Origin of the sequence: Methanospirillum hungatei, assembly GCF_019263745.1 — an archaeon.
GTDB classification, from domain to species: Archaea; Halobacteriota; Methanomicrobia; order Methanomicrobiales; family Methanospirillaceae; genus Methanospirillum; species Methanospirillum purgamenti.
In genome coordinates this window covers 2,241,952-2,254,564 of sequence record NZ_CP077107.1, presented here as the reverse complement: position 1 = coordinate 2,254,564, position 12,613 = coordinate 2,241,952, and the positions used below count along the sequence as shown (strand labels likewise).

Below are 12,613 nucleotides of genomic sequence, written 5' to 3'. Positions count from 1 at the left end.
GAGTTAAGGATGCAGAATATTTCGCCAAAGGTGCAGAACCAGATCAATATGCTTCAGCAGATGCAACAGCAGATGCAGACCATACTTTCGCAGAAGAGTCAATACGAACTGGTTGCGCAGGAAGCACGAAAAGCCGTAGAGGAACTGAACGATACTGATGATTCTGCTGCTGTATATATGAATGTGGGAACAGTCGTTATGCAGAAACCAAAATCAGAAGTCATTGCGAAAGTATCTGAGAAGATAGAAACCCTTGAGATCAGGATCAGATCAATAGAAAAACAGGAGAAGATGCTTCAGGAAAAGTTTGAGAAACTTCAGACTCAGGTCCGCGCAGAGATTGAAGGAAAGAAATCTCCTGAAGCAGCCTGATCTTCTTTATTTTTGAGCGAGGATTGCCGAGCCAGGTCAAAGGCGACGGATTTAGGGTCCGTTCCCGAAGGGGTCCGAGTGTTCAAATCACTCTCCTCGCATTATAACAGTATGTTTAAATCATAATATCGCATTCTTCTAAAATTACCCTCGTACACGTATCACTACGTTTTTTATTTACAGGAATCAATACCTCTGCTACTGCTAGTTGTGGGTTTAGCGGTTGTGGGGGATTGTGATGAAATATAAAAGAGAACCTGATATTTGTCAGAAGAAATATCATATTGAAAGGATTTTCCTTTCCACGATGTTCTTTATTGGTATCATCTGCTGGTGTGGTATTAGTGGAGTTTATGCAGAAAATATTTCAGATGAAAAACTTGAATCTGGTCCTGATGTTGCAATACTCGATGCTTCAGTCAAAATGGACATCTCAGAGATGGGAGAGATTCCACTCGGCACCATTCCGGATGAACGTTTAGTCGTTACAATAACAGTGCAAAATACCGGAAACCGTGAAGCACCAGGATTCAAACTTCGAGCATACCTTGTGCGTGTAGGAAGAGAAGATGAGATAGGAACTCAGATCGGCGGTGACATTACTGATACACGTCTTGCTGCTGGTGAAACCAGAACCTATACAAAGAGCTGGTCATTGCCCTCACACCTGAAAAAAGGAGAATATCGGGTGATGATAGTCCTTGACACCAGTAACTACTTTATTGAACCGGACACTGATAACAACCGGATAATCGGCCCACAGTCTATTGTTCCAGGGGCATTAACCGGACCAGAAGGCTCTATTCCTGTTTACTCTGCTACAGAGATTACAGCACCTGGTTATTATGTATTAAAGCGGGATATCGACGGAGGAAGAAAGGTCAATATCTTCCATATAAAAAGTTCAGGAGTAACATTTGATGGTGGAGGAAACACAATTCGAGGAGATTCTTCCGGGTTTACCACAGGAATATATGTCGATGCCGGAACAGCAATTAATGATGTTGTCATTAAAAACCTCAAAGTTGAGGGAGTTGATGCAGGCATCTGGATGTACAAAGTCAGTAATGGAATTATTACAGATTGTACATTCAAAGATATTGTGAATATGGGAGCACGACTCGATCAGTCGAACCAGAACCAGGTGTACAACAATATCTTTGAACAAAATTCCATAGGGATTGGAGTGTTTCAATCCAAAGATAACGTGATATACAATAACCTCTTTAAAAACAAACATAATGCAGTTGTAAACGAAGATCAACGAAATAAATGGAATACTGATCTCAAAGCCGGTACCAATATCATCGGCGGAAGTATGGTGGGAGGAAATGCCTGGTTCGATGAATCCGGTGAAGGTGGGTTTTCCAAAACCGCCGAAGATTATACTCTTGATGGGATATCTGACGCCCCATACTCTCTCAATCCAAATAATATCGATCTGTATCCCCTCTCAACATCTCCTTCTAAAACAGTGCCCTCCATCACGCCTGTTCCAGAACCAACCATTTTACCAAATATCACTGATCTGACTTTGTCAAATGGAACAGATGAAGAAAACAAAACTGTTTCAGACGGTGAAACCCTTTCTGAAATCCTTCCTGAAATAAATGAAAGTGAGACAATCACTGAACCAGAACCAGAAATCCCCGATGAAACAGACGGTGTACCTGAAGAATCTTCCACTATTGTTTCAGAAATACCAGAGCCTGAATCTACGAAGAGTTCTCTATCGCCCTATGCAGACATCAGTGTGAAAGAAGTAACTGGTCCACAATCCGGATGTCCAGGAACAGAATTTTCATTCTCAACCATTCTCGAGAACTCCGGCGGGTATGATGCTGACTCATTCCAGGTCAGATACTACCTGACTGAAGACAAACAAGTTGATCCGCAAGATATCTTTCTTGGAGAAGAATCTGTAAAAAACCTTCTTTCAGGTAGTGAACAGACAATAAATGAAACGTTTAACATTCCTCAGTTAATCGGGTTGAAAAATTATTTCGTAGCTGTGGTAACAAATACTGACAATTCAGTCTTTGAAGACAAAAATGATAACAATACCGGATATTCATCTGTCAGGATGGCAATCCGGGAGTGTTAAATTATTCTTTCTTTTCTGTATCGTTTGATCCTTCTTCAAGGGCCAGCGGAGTAATGTTTCTAACCGTGACTTCAAATGTCAGGGCTTTACCTGCTAGCGGGCTGTTCAGGTCAAAGGTGACATTGGTTACATTCATATCCTGGATGGTTGCCTGGAAGAGCTGGCCACCGTCAAAAAGGGTAACACGGTCACCAATGGTTGCATTTTCACCTGCTGGAATGAATTCTATCGGCATTGATACAATTTTTGCCGGATCAAACTCACCATAAGCATCTTCCGGAGAGAGGGTGAACTTCTTGGTCTCACCAACTTCCATACAATGAAGTGCTTTGTCAAATCCAGGAATTGCTCCTCCTGAACCAAGTATCAGGCTGAATGGCTGTCCACTCTTGTATGAACTGTCAAACTCGGTTCCATTATCAAAGGTTCCAATATAATCAACCTCAATCATGTCCCCATCCTGGGCACCACCGGTACAGGTGGCTGTTTCTCCTGTTGGAACCGGTGTAATTGCTGCCTGCTGCGGCTCAGTACTGGTGCATCCGCAGAGGAGTGCTGCTACAATAAGAAGAATTGCGCCTGCAATACCAAGACAGGTACTACATCCGATGATGGTGAAACGTTTCTCCATACTCAGTTCTTGGAAGAATGCCGGGAAATACTTCTCTGATATTCAGACTTAAAAGGCAGGAGTATTAATAACATCTTCCGGCTCATGTGCAAGCCCGATCGCAGCGAGAGAACCGATTATCCCTGCTCCCCCATAGATGTAGATGTCACACTCCCGGGCACACTGACGCGCCTCTGCACAGGTTACCAGACTTGTCCTGGCTTTCATGCCAAACTGATGCAAGGACTTAGGAATGATAAAACCAGTTTTCATTGCAATTCCCCAGGAATCGGATACACTCTCATCACCCACAAACCTAACCGCAGCTCTGCGGATAAGATCTGCTTTTTCCGGGACCACTGCAAGTTCAATTGCACTACAGGAATTCCCAGCAGTTTTTTCGGGGAGATCCTGCCATAACATGGCAATATGATGTCCTATTGGAAATGTACCGGATAACTCAGATAAATAGTCCAAAAGAGCTATGGCAAGAGCAAATGTAGCTCCCTCCTCAAGACTGTCTGTGTTATCTATCCCGATGATGATATGCTGCAATGCCTGAGTCCTGATACATCCTTCTGTTGAATGTTCATGCCTGACTGTATCAACCCGGATGACACCCTCAGCCCGCCCCATCATCCCGGTAAGCGAGTATGCCGGTCCTCCGACAGAGCGTATCCTCTGAACAATCTCGTCTCCCTCCTGCCATATGCCGGTCACTGCTACTGCTGGTTCTGGCCAGAGTCCGACATTAATATCATACCTGCCCATCCTGACAAATTCCCGAAGGATTGTTCCTTCACGAATGACCTTGATAGCAGGGTGGGCAGTTGCATGATGACGAGCACAAAATGCTGCACAGGCACTTGACAAACATTCATGCACAACCTCCACTATCTCTCCATCAACAGCGGTGAAGATCTTCCGGCAGGCAGTCCGAGGTATGACACTCGTCGCTGCGTACCGACTTGGAGCACGACCATGCGGTTGCTTCATGACTGTCAGACATCCTTCATCAAAAAGCCGTGCAATCCAGTCACGGGCAGTACTTCTCGGAATGCCGGCGATCTGTGCAAGATCATCGACAGTAAATGAGCCTTTTCGTAAGGTCATCTTTCGCATCAACTGCAGATACGAACGTCTACGCTCAATTACCCCCTGCATACCTGTCACGAATTGAAAGGATATCCCCCAGAACCGCACTGGCTGTTTCAAGTGATCCGGCACCTTTTCCTGAAAAAACTAGATCTCCTGCTAAATCAGTCCTGATAATAATTGCATTGAGAGACCCATGTACGACAAGCGGATGTTGTCTTTGAATTATCCTGGGTGAGAGCCGATACAGGTTTTTTGCAGGAATAATCTCTCCTATGAGCCGAATCGTTGCATCCTGCTCTTCTGCTAATCGAATCGCCTCTTCAGTTAAAAGATCAATTCCGGTGATGTCGATATCACTCAACGTTATATCTCGGTTCCAGACCGTATTTGCGAGAATGACTAATTTTATTGCGGCATCTATCCCTTTCACATCATAGGTGGGATCAGCCTCCGCATACCCTAATGCTCTTGCCTCGTCAAGAGCCTGCTTATATGACAGTCCTTCTTCTGCCATTCGCGTCAAAATATAGTTACAGGTGCCATTCAGTACACCATAGAGAGCATGAACCTCATTACCCCCAAGAGATTCATGAAGGGTGTGAAGAATTGGAATAGCTCCGGCGACTGTTGCCTCAAACCGAAGTGACACTCCTGCATCATCAGCCTGTTTCTTCAACTCATGATAATAGAGAGCAATCGGACCTTTGTTCGAGGTAACCACATGACAACCTCTGGACAATGCGGTCCGGATATATGATGTTGCGGGCTCTCCTGTTCCTGCATCAGTTGGTGACACTTCAACAAGAACATCATATGGAGCAGTTTTGACAACATCTTCTGCCTTTACCGAAGGATCTCCACATAATCCGGTTTCTTTTTTTCTCTTAAGGAGGGATAAAGGAGGAATACCATCCTCACAGATATCTCCGGATCGTGAATCTGCAACCCCGGTCAGGATGACACCAAGATCTTTTCTGGATAATGCTTCAAGGATGCCCCTGCCAACGGCACCAGTCCCGATAAGAGCGATACGAAGTGTCATTTCAGAACTCCAGTGGTTCAATCATCAGAATTTCCTTTTGTCTTGCGACATCACGAAGTATCCCGATTGCCTGGTCCATATGTTCACGACTAAGCGCCTTAATTGTACATTTTGCAGAACTACGTTCATGAATAGCTGGCATTGCAAGGCTCATTCTGGTTACTTCAGCAAATCCGGTCTTATCAATCCGATCCACGGTGTCCCCGAGATTTGTATGAATGAGATGTCCGATAAGAATGACAGACTGCTGATAATGCATCCGCTCTTCGCCAAACCTGATGACTGTGATGCCTCGATCCTGAAATAGTTTTAAGAGCACTTCCAGTCGTTCAGGCGGGATTTCTATGACAACCTCAACACCTAAGGATCCTTTGTCAGATGAAAAATCATGCTCATGAATGACTGTCTTAATATTGCCCCCTGCCTCGGAGATCGGCATCAGGGCCGCAACCAACTGGCCGGGAGTGTCCCGGATCTCCAGCTTCATCGAGACCTGCATATTCTTCCTCCCAGTATATCCTCAATTATTCTTTGCATTCTTTCACCGGAATGGAGTATCATCACTTGTAATAATGACAGAGAGAGAAAATCCATCACCAAACGGATGTTCATCATAGAGTGTTGTGATCTGAGCCTTATTTGTCCCGTTCACTGAGGTGTTGTTTCCGTAAATATCCACCGAAACACCAGATTTACTGAATGAATATACCGGATCGCCTAGTGGTATATCCATCTCATCGCTATAACTTGTGTTACTATATACATTAAGCCCGGTTGCACTTGAAATTCCAGCTTTTTCAAGATGTAATCCTGCAGGAGGCAGAGAAAAACTAAATGTCGTCTTCCGGTCAGGAGCAACAAACACCTCCATGGTCTGATTCTGATACCCTGGTTTTCCAATATCAAGAATATGTGGTCCTTCAGCAATACCATTGAGGGCCAGAGGAGTTACCCCGCGCACCTCACCATCCAGCATAACAAAGGAGTTATCCGGATTTCCTGTTACCATCAGGCCGCCGGTTGTTCTGGCAGGATGAGTCCCTGAAACATATGAACCAGCATCATGAACCGGAACCGCCTGACTTACACTCCCCTGATATTGTGCATTTCCAAGATACGAAACACGAATATATTCTGCCGGGGTATGATTTCCCCTGAAAAAGGAGAATTTTCCCGCTCTATCAGTTGCATCAACAGCAACCCGCTCAAAAGGAAACGCCGTATCACCATCTGGGGATGACTCAAGACTTACCCGCTTGTTTCCAAGCGGAGAACCTCCAATATCAGTCAGAACTCCTGATATGGTAAAGGCCTGACCCTCTGTCGGGTTTTCGGGTGAAAGTGAAATAGAGATTCTGGTTTCCTGCTTATCTGCTGCCACACCCGGGCAGATGAAAAATAGCACCAGAAAAAGAAAAAAAAACGGGACAAACACCATCTGCCCCGCATGTATCCGAGATTTTTTCCCCACATCAGTTATCATGAATGAGTGGATAGTTTCGTGGGAAAAATCATCAACATACCGTTCTGGAGATCAACTCTCCTTTTTTAAAAAAGATAGGCCAAGGGAAATTAGAATGCAAAGCCTGCTTTTCCACTGGTCGGGACAAATTCAGGATCTGATTTTTCGTATTTGATAATAATAGATGCAAACTCTTCCGCTGCTTCAGGCCCTGATGCAGTGACAATTTTATCTTTATAGACTACCGGTTTGTTGACAATAATTGCATCTTCCTTCATCATCTCACGGACAGTTTGTCCGGGAACTACGGTAGCTTGTTTCTTTTTTAAGATACCTGTTTTTGCGATGACAATCGGTGCATTATCGATCCCGGCAACAACCTTCTGCTTTGTGTTGAATACATTAATCAATTCCATCAGGTGACGATTATTCCAAAGATGAACCTGGGTTCCTGGACCTCCAACGATCATCAGGGCATAATAATCGTCAATTCCCTTGAGCAATATATCTTCAAAGGTCCGATTCACCTTTGCCTTTTTGCCATACACACCCATGACCACCCCGACGTGTGTTGATGCCAGCTCATACATCACCCCGGCCTCCTGAAATTTTTTTACCGGTATCAGGAGCTCCTCATCTCTGAACTTTTCAGGAGGAATCGCGATGAGTACCTTCATATCATTATCACTGTTCTCAGAAGAGTATTAACCATATTGAATCAGCCGGCTGAAAGAATCAAATTCACAAACAACTCTTAGATAATGATGCCAAATCTCAATATTGCCTTTCTCGGCCCTGAAGACCTTGTTAAAGAGCTTGGAAAAAAAGGCACTTCGACCGATATTACATTCTATAATCTGAAAAAAGGGGATAATACCCTGACAGTTATCGAGCCATCACGATATCCTGAAAAATTATCTTCTCTCTTTTATACCGTATCCCTTGCAGATCTTGCAATTCTGGTGATCGATGCACTGAGCGCAAAGCTGGGTGAGATTATTCTGATGCTCAATGCTGCACGAATATCAGACGGAGCAATTATTCTCAGGAATTATATCGATAAAGGACAAATTGCACCACTTATAAAGGGAACAGTCCTTGAGAAATATGAGGATCTGCCTGATGATCCAGTTATGCTGCGTGAATGGCTCTGGGCAAAAACTGCAGAAAAGAAACCTGCGCGGAGTAGTGAGAAAGGGAGTGTCCCTATTGATCATCACTTCAATGTCAAAGGTATCGGAACAGTTATTCTCGGATGTGTCTATGAAGGAGCAATACACCGCCATGACCAGCTTACGGTGCATCCTCTTGGAAAAACAGCACAGATCCGGTCCATCCAGATGCATGATGATGATGCAGAAGAAGCTGATGCAGGAGACCGGGTTGGCCTTGCCCTCAAAGGGATAGAGTCAGATGACCTAGATCGGGGATTTGTCCTCTCAGCAGATTCTCGCATTATTTCATCCCTGAAAATCTCCGGAACAGCGGATATCATTCCATACTGGCCACAGCCACTAAAAGAGCAGATGGTTTTGTATGCCGGCCACTGGATGCAGTTTATTCCGTGTCGGGTAACCAGCGTTCATGATGACGGGGATTTTAGAAAACCTGTACTTACCTTGGAATTTGAACGTGAACTCATCTATCTCCCAGGTTCTGTCATAATCCTACATTACCTGGAAAGCGAAAAGTTACGAATCGTCGGAACAATTACCATTTCATAATTTTTATGGTTCATGCAAAGCAGCCGAAATTTTTACCAGTCAGCCAAAAGGAACTTCAGCTGCTTGGAATTGACAAGCCGGATATAATCATTGTCTCCGGGGATGCCTATGTTGACCACCCCTCATTTGCTGCTGCTCTTTTAGGGAGAGTACTCTGGGATGCTGGATTTTCTGTGGCAATTCTCCCACAGCCAGACCCGAAAGATCCGAAGAGTTTTCAAAATCTCGGAGAGCCCAGGCTGTTTTTTGCGATATCCGGAGGAAGCGTTGATTCGATGGTCAGCAATTACACTGCTGCCCGAAAAAAACGATCTGATGATGCATACTCCCCCGGAGGGATACCCAGGCGCCCTGATCGTGCCATCCTTGTATATACAGATCTTGTCCACCGGTTGTTTCCAGAGAGTCCCATTGTTATAGGAGGAATAGAGGCATCACTCCGTCGGTTTGCCCATTATGACTACTGGTCAGATCAGATCAGGCAATCCATTCTTGCTGATGCTCCGGCAGATCTGCTTGTGTATGGAATGGGCGAACATGCCTTATCCACAATAGCCAGACTGGCTGACAGTGGGGAAAAACCTAAAGAGATGCAGGACATCCCAGGCACGGTATGGAAGATACCCCCAAAACAATTCGAAGGCCTTGCTCTTCATAATACCTGCATCCTTCCTTCCTACATAGAAGTTAAAGAATCACCAGAGGCGTTTTGTCTTGCCCATACCCGGATAACTGAGAATCAGAATCCATTTACTGGTAAGATCCTTGTACAGCGACATCCAAAGACAGTAATCATGCAAAATCCGCCCGCCCCACCCCTTTCTACTCCTGAAATGGACAGGATTTATGGTCTCCCTTACGTAAGAGCCCAGCATCCGTCCTATAAAGAAGAGATTCCAGCATTACGCCCGGTTCGATTTTCCGTAATTTCTCACCGTGGCTGTTATGGGGGTTGTAATTTCTGTGCTCTTGGAATGCATCAGGGAACGATTATCCAGAGTCGGAGTTATGATTCCATAATAAAGGAGATTGCATCATTTCAGAAAATACCCGGTTTTTCAGGCGTGGTAAGTGATGTGGGCGGGCCAAGTGCAAATATGTACGGTGACAGATGCATAAACTGGGAAAAGAGAGGTGCTTGTCAGGACCGGGAATGTATTCGCTGCTCATCCATACAATCTGGTATAGAACGGTATCTTGATCTTCTTGATGATGCCGAACGGTTGCCAGGTATTTCACATGTATACATAGGTTCGGGCCTTCGGTATGACCTGATTCCGCATGATCCTGATATCATGAAACGAATATCAAGGCATATTTCCGGGCAGATGAAAGTCGCACCAGAACATATCGTCAGAAGTGTGACAGAATACCTGAATAAGCCGGATAAAGAGTGCTTTGAAGCATTCAAAGAAGAGTTTGAAACCTCACAGGTTGGAAAAAAGTCCAGACAATATCTCATACCCTACCTGATGTCAGGTCATCCGGGCTGTACTCTTGCAGACATGATAAACCTGGCAGAGTATCTTCGTGATCATCATCTGTATACCGAACAGGTACAGGATTTTACTCCGACCCCCCTGACTACATCAACCTGTATGTATGCAACAGGCTTCGATCCCAGAACAAACAGACCGGTTCATGTACCAAGAGGAGAAGAGAAAAAAATACAGCGGGCAATGTTGCACTGGAAAAATCCTGCACATTATCATCTTATTTTTGAAGGACTCCGAAAAGCAGGACGGGAAGATCTTATCGGAACACAGGAACACTGTCTCATCTCTCCGAGAAAAGGTGTTGTGATCAAGGCTTCCCGGAAGAAGAATCAGAGTCCTCGTTGATTGATTCAGGTATCTTCATCCCACAACTAATACATTCCTCGATAGTATCAGAGTATGTCCGGTATGCATCTGCCAGAACCGTTGACTGGGAAGTCAGGCCGGCAATCATTATAGCCTCGAGTATTTCGTCCGGATTTGCACCTTTGCGAAGGGCTGCCTGAACATGATAATCAGTACAGTGATTACATCGAAGTGCCGCAGACACCGCAAGACTGATAAGCTCAACGATCTTCGGATCCAGGGTTCCAGTTTTAAGGACGGAATTTTTGTAGAGCAAATGGGATATCAAAACCTCAGGGCGTTCAGACATCCGCTCAAAAATAAGCGGGGCCCTTCCATAGTCTTTCCGAATAGCTTCAACCCATTCCTGTGCGGTTTCGGCAGCTCCGTGTTCTAATACCTCTTTTATTATATTTTCAAAGCCATTTTTTGGTTTACCCATATTATCACCCTGACCAGAAATCTGTCCTGAAGAGAGTCATACTTACCGGTCAGGTATTAGGGCAGGATAATCCTTTCATGACTGCAGGTGGATCTATGTACTATGATCGCACAAAAGAGCAGCATCCTTTTGGTGCTGGTTCTTGCCGGTTGTATTCTGCTTGCCGGTTGTACCAGTTCAGGGCCATCTGAAGCACCAAAAACTCCTATGCCTACTCCTTCTCCGACCACTCTTCCCCCAACACCAGAAGAGACAATGGCACCAGAACCAGGAGAGGAACTAACAATCTTTGACGGACCAGTCACAGAACCTCCGGCAGAACTTGATGTATCTGTTTCAGCTCAGAAAGATCCGGTATACAACAAGATCACCGCAGTGTTTGATGGTGGGAAAGGCCAACAACTTCTCCAGTCCATCATGGTCAGGGTAACCACTGCAGATGGAGTGACATCAGAGCAGCCACTCCCACCAAACCGTGGTGCTGAGGTTATGTTTGACGGTTCAAAAGGAGCTGACAGAGTACAGGCCGCAGTGTATTACAAAAACGGGGCATCATATCTCATTCTTGATCAGAAAGTAGGTCAGACAAGGGGAATTATTGCCACAGCGACACCGACAATCGCCAGCGCTCCAGAACAGTCATCTGGCGGATTGTATGAAGGTCCGGTTACACAGCCGCCACAAAACCTGGTTGTCCTTGTTGATATCATCAAAGATCCAGTATACCGGGTCATCACCGCAACATTCAGAGGAGGGCATGGTCAGCAATTAGTTAAGACAATCCAGGTGCATGCTCTGCTTTCCGACGGTTCAGAAGTGACCAAGGATCTTGCAAGTAATACAGGCAGTATTGCTGAAATTCAGGGAACATCCGGAAATGATAAAGTCCAGGTTATTGTGTTTTACAAAAATGGTGAGCAGTATAAAATAAGTGAAAAGGTATTCGGCCCGAGAGGCTGAACCCTTATCTTTTTTTCAGCCAGAGCGACGTCAGAGCCAGAGCACCTGCAGCGGTAAATAGGCTAATCGGACTTTGTGTGGGTTCAGGTATTGGTGTCTCCACAGGAGTTGTATTTACAGGTTCAGGAGTCTGCACTACAACCGGAACAAGTGTCCCAAATACCGGAACAGTCTGTCCGGGTATGATAGAAGTGACCGCAGTCCAATCCTGGTATCCGGGAAGTGTTAATCTCATCTCCACCTGACCAGCAGGAAGTTCAGGAATAGTAACCGGAGTGATGCCAACCGGAGAACCGTTTATCAGAACATTTGCTCCAGCGGGGACAGATGAGACCTGAACTGATCCGGTCGTTACCGGCGTCAGAGTTACCCGTATCTTGGTGTCCAGATTTGATTCAACATAAACTCGTTCAACCCAGTCCTGGTATCCTGCAAGCCTGATTTGAACGGTTCTGTACCCCGCAGAAATATCCCGGAGGACATGAATACCAGACTGACTGATTACACCTGAACTGACTCCATCAACAAATACTTCACCACCAGGAGGAGTGACAGCAAGTGAAAGGGTTCCGGTTCGCTGTGGTGGAAGCAGGGTCAGGATTCCTCTGAGGACATTATTTTTACCAGGTTTTGGTGCCTGAACAATGGTTTCGTTATAGGTTGTATAACCTGGCGCTTGTATCATCAATTGATGATGAACCGGCCGGCTGCTTGTTGCTGCCGGAACGAGTACGGATCCTTTCTCAATATTGCCCACAAACTCCCCATTAAAATAGACAGAAGCGTTTTCAACATTTGACCTGACTTCATAAAAAGCAGTTTCAACCTGTTCATCTCCAAAGGCTACAAAACCCGAAATAAGAAGGAGAATCCCGATTAAACAAAAAACATAACCTGAAAAGAGAAGTGATTTTTTTATCATAACAACCAGCAATCCTTTTGTTCGTATAAATCAGTT

At 45.1% G+C, this 12,613-nt stretch carries 13 protein-coding genes and 1 tRNA gene; 6 read left to right on the top strand and 8 right to left on the bottom strand.

Annotated elements, in window-relative coordinates:
* The first annotated feature begins 9 nt into the window (after positions 1-9).
* The 3 genes from KSK55_RS10855 to KSK55_RS10845 all read left to right on the top strand — a co-directional run bounded on the left by KSK55_RS10855 (position 10) and on the right by KSK55_RS10845 (position 2,476).
* Complete coding sequence (locus KSK55_RS10855; protein WP_218606909.1) at positions 10-372, top strand: prefoldin subunit beta; 363 nt, start codon at positions 10-12, stop codon at positions 370-372.
* A 16-nt stretch (positions 373-388) separates the two neighbouring features.
* Positions 389-473: transfer RNA gene (locus KSK55_RS10850), tRNA-Leu, on the top strand.
* Positions 474-610: 137 nt separating this feature from the next.
* The gene (locus KSK55_RS10845; RefSeq protein WP_218606908.1) at positions 611-2,476 is read left to right on the top strand and encodes a NosD domain-containing protein; all 1,866 of its coding nucleotides are present in this window, start codon (positions 611-613) and stop codon (positions 2,474-2,476) included.
* 1 nt (position 2,477) lies between these two features.
* Here KSK55_RS10845 and KSK55_RS10840 read toward each other — a convergent pair whose 3' ends face one another.
* The 6 genes from KSK55_RS10840 to KSK55_RS10815 all read right to left on the bottom strand — a co-directional run bounded on the left by KSK55_RS10840 (position 2,478) and on the right by KSK55_RS10815 (position 7,365).
* A complete protein-coding gene (locus KSK55_RS10840) occupies positions 2,478-3,107 on the bottom strand; it encodes an FKBP-type peptidyl-prolyl cis-trans isomerase (RefSeq protein WP_218606907.1) in 630 nt (209 codons plus the stop codon).
* 48 nt (positions 3,108-3,155) lie between these two features.
* Positions 3,156-4,250, bottom strand: coding sequence for a sugar-specific transcriptional regulator TrmB (locus KSK55_RS10835; RefSeq protein WP_218608935.1), 1,095 nt, complete (start codon positions 4,248-4,250; stop codon positions 3,156-3,158).
* Positions 4,234-5,226 carry a homoserine dehydrogenase gene (locus tag KSK55_RS10830; RefSeq protein WP_214419621.1) on the bottom strand — a complete coding sequence of 331 codons (993 nt, stop codon included), beginning with the start codon at positions 5,224-5,226 and terminating at the stop codon, positions 4,234-4,236. The genes KSK55_RS10835 and KSK55_RS10830 overlap by 17 nt, the downstream gene beginning before the upstream one ends.
* A gap of 1 nt (position 5,227) precedes the next feature.
* Positions 5,228-5,725: an ACT domain-containing protein gene (locus KSK55_RS10825; protein ID WP_250545194.1), complete on the bottom strand. Its 498-nt coding sequence runs from the start codon at positions 5,723-5,725 to the stop codon at positions 5,228-5,230.
* Between the two features lie 42 nt (positions 5,726-5,767).
* Positions 5,768-6,709 carry a PEGA domain-containing protein gene (locus KSK55_RS10820; RefSeq protein ID WP_218606906.1) on the bottom strand — a complete coding sequence of 314 codons (942 nt, stop codon included), beginning with the start codon at positions 6,707-6,709 and terminating at the stop codon, positions 5,768-5,770.
* Between the two features lie 89 nt (positions 6,710-6,798).
* Positions 6,799-7,365, bottom strand: a complete 567-nt coding sequence (locus KSK55_RS10815; protein ID WP_214419623.1) for a DJ-1/PfpI family protein — start codon at positions 7,363-7,365, stop codon at positions 6,799-6,801.
* Positions 7,366-7,452: 87 nt separating this feature from the next.
* On the opposite strand from KSK55_RS10815, the gene KSK55_RS10810 reads away from it, so the two are divergent.
* Complete coding sequence (locus KSK55_RS10810) at positions 7,453-8,412, top strand: EF-Tu/IF-2/RF-3 family GTPase (RefSeq protein WP_218608934.1); 960 nt, start codon at positions 7,453-7,455, stop codon at positions 8,410-8,412.
* Between the two features lie 5 nt (positions 8,413-8,417).
* On the top strand, positions 8,418-10,253 hold the full coding sequence (locus tag KSK55_RS10805) for a YgiQ family radical SAM protein (protein WP_218606905.1): 1,836 nt from the start codon (positions 8,418-8,420) through the stop codon (positions 10,251-10,253).
* Here the strand turns inward: KSK55_RS10805 and KSK55_RS10800 are convergent.
* Complete coding sequence (locus tag KSK55_RS10800) at positions 10,216-10,695, bottom strand: carboxymuconolactone decarboxylase family protein (protein WP_214419626.1); 480 nt, start codon at positions 10,693-10,695, stop codon at positions 10,216-10,218. The genes KSK55_RS10805 and KSK55_RS10800 overlap by 38 nt on opposite strands.
* A gap of 102 nt (positions 10,696-10,797) precedes the next feature.
* On the opposite strand from KSK55_RS10800, the gene KSK55_RS10795 reads away from it, so the two are divergent.
* On the top strand, positions 10,798-11,655 hold the full coding sequence (locus KSK55_RS10795) for a hypothetical protein (protein WP_218606904.1): 858 nt from the start codon (positions 10,798-10,800) through the stop codon (positions 11,653-11,655).
* Positions 11,656-11,659: 4 nt separating this feature from the next.
* On the opposite strand, the gene KSK55_RS10790 is transcribed toward KSK55_RS10795, so the two are convergent.
* Positions 11,660-12,577, bottom strand: coding sequence for a PEGA domain-containing protein (locus tag KSK55_RS10790; RefSeq protein WP_214419628.1), 918 nt, complete (start codon positions 12,575-12,577; stop codon positions 11,660-11,662).
* Positions 12,578-12,613 lie beyond the last annotated feature (36 nt).

Coding starts and splice junctions, on each gene's coding strand:
- KSK55_RS10855 (WP_218606909.1), top strand. CDS start 10: ATGCAGAATATTTCGCCAAAGGTGCAGAACCAGATCAATATGCTTCAG.
- KSK55_RS10845 (WP_218606908.1), top strand. CDS start 611: ATGAAATATAAAAGAGAACCTGATATTTGTCAGAAGAAATATCATATT.
- KSK55_RS10840 (WP_218606907.1), bottom strand. CDS start 3,107: ATGGAGAAACGTTTCACCATCATCGGATGTAGTACCTGTCTTGGTATT.
- KSK55_RS10835 (WP_218608935.1), bottom strand. CDS start 4,250: ATGCAGGGGGTAATTGAGCGTAGACGTTCGTATCTGCAGTTGATGCGA.
- KSK55_RS10830 (WP_214419621.1), bottom strand. CDS start 5,226: ATGACACTTCGTATCGCTCTTATCGGGACTGGTGCCGTTGGCAGGGGC.
- KSK55_RS10825 (WP_250545194.1), bottom strand. CDS start 5,725: ATGCAGGTCTCGATGAAGCTGGAGATCCGGGACACTCCCGGCCAGTTG.
- KSK55_RS10820 (WP_218606906.1), bottom strand. CDS start 6,709: ATGATAACTGATGTGGGGAAAAAATCTCGGATACATGCGGGGCAGATG.
- KSK55_RS10815 (WP_214419623.1), bottom strand. CDS start 7,365: ATGAAGGTACTCATCGCGATTCCTCCTGAAAAGTTCAGAGATGAGGAG.
- KSK55_RS10810 (WP_218608934.1), top strand. CDS start 7,453: ATGCCAAATCTCAATATTGCCTTTCTCGGCCCTGAAGACCTTGTTAAA.
- KSK55_RS10805 (WP_218606905.1), top strand. CDS start 8,418: ATGGTTCATGCAAAGCAGCCGAAATTTTTACCAGTCAGCCAAAAGGAA.
- KSK55_RS10800 (WP_214419626.1), bottom strand. CDS start 10,695: ATGGGTAAACCAAAAAATGGCTTTGAAAATATAATAAAAGAGGTATTA.
- KSK55_RS10795 (WP_218606904.1), top strand. CDS start 10,798: ATGATCGCACAAAAGAGCAGCATCCTTTTGGTGCTGGTTCTTGCCGGT.
- KSK55_RS10790 (WP_214419628.1), bottom strand. CDS start 12,577: ATGATAAAAAAATCACTTCTCTTTTCAGGTTATGTTTTTTGTTTAATC.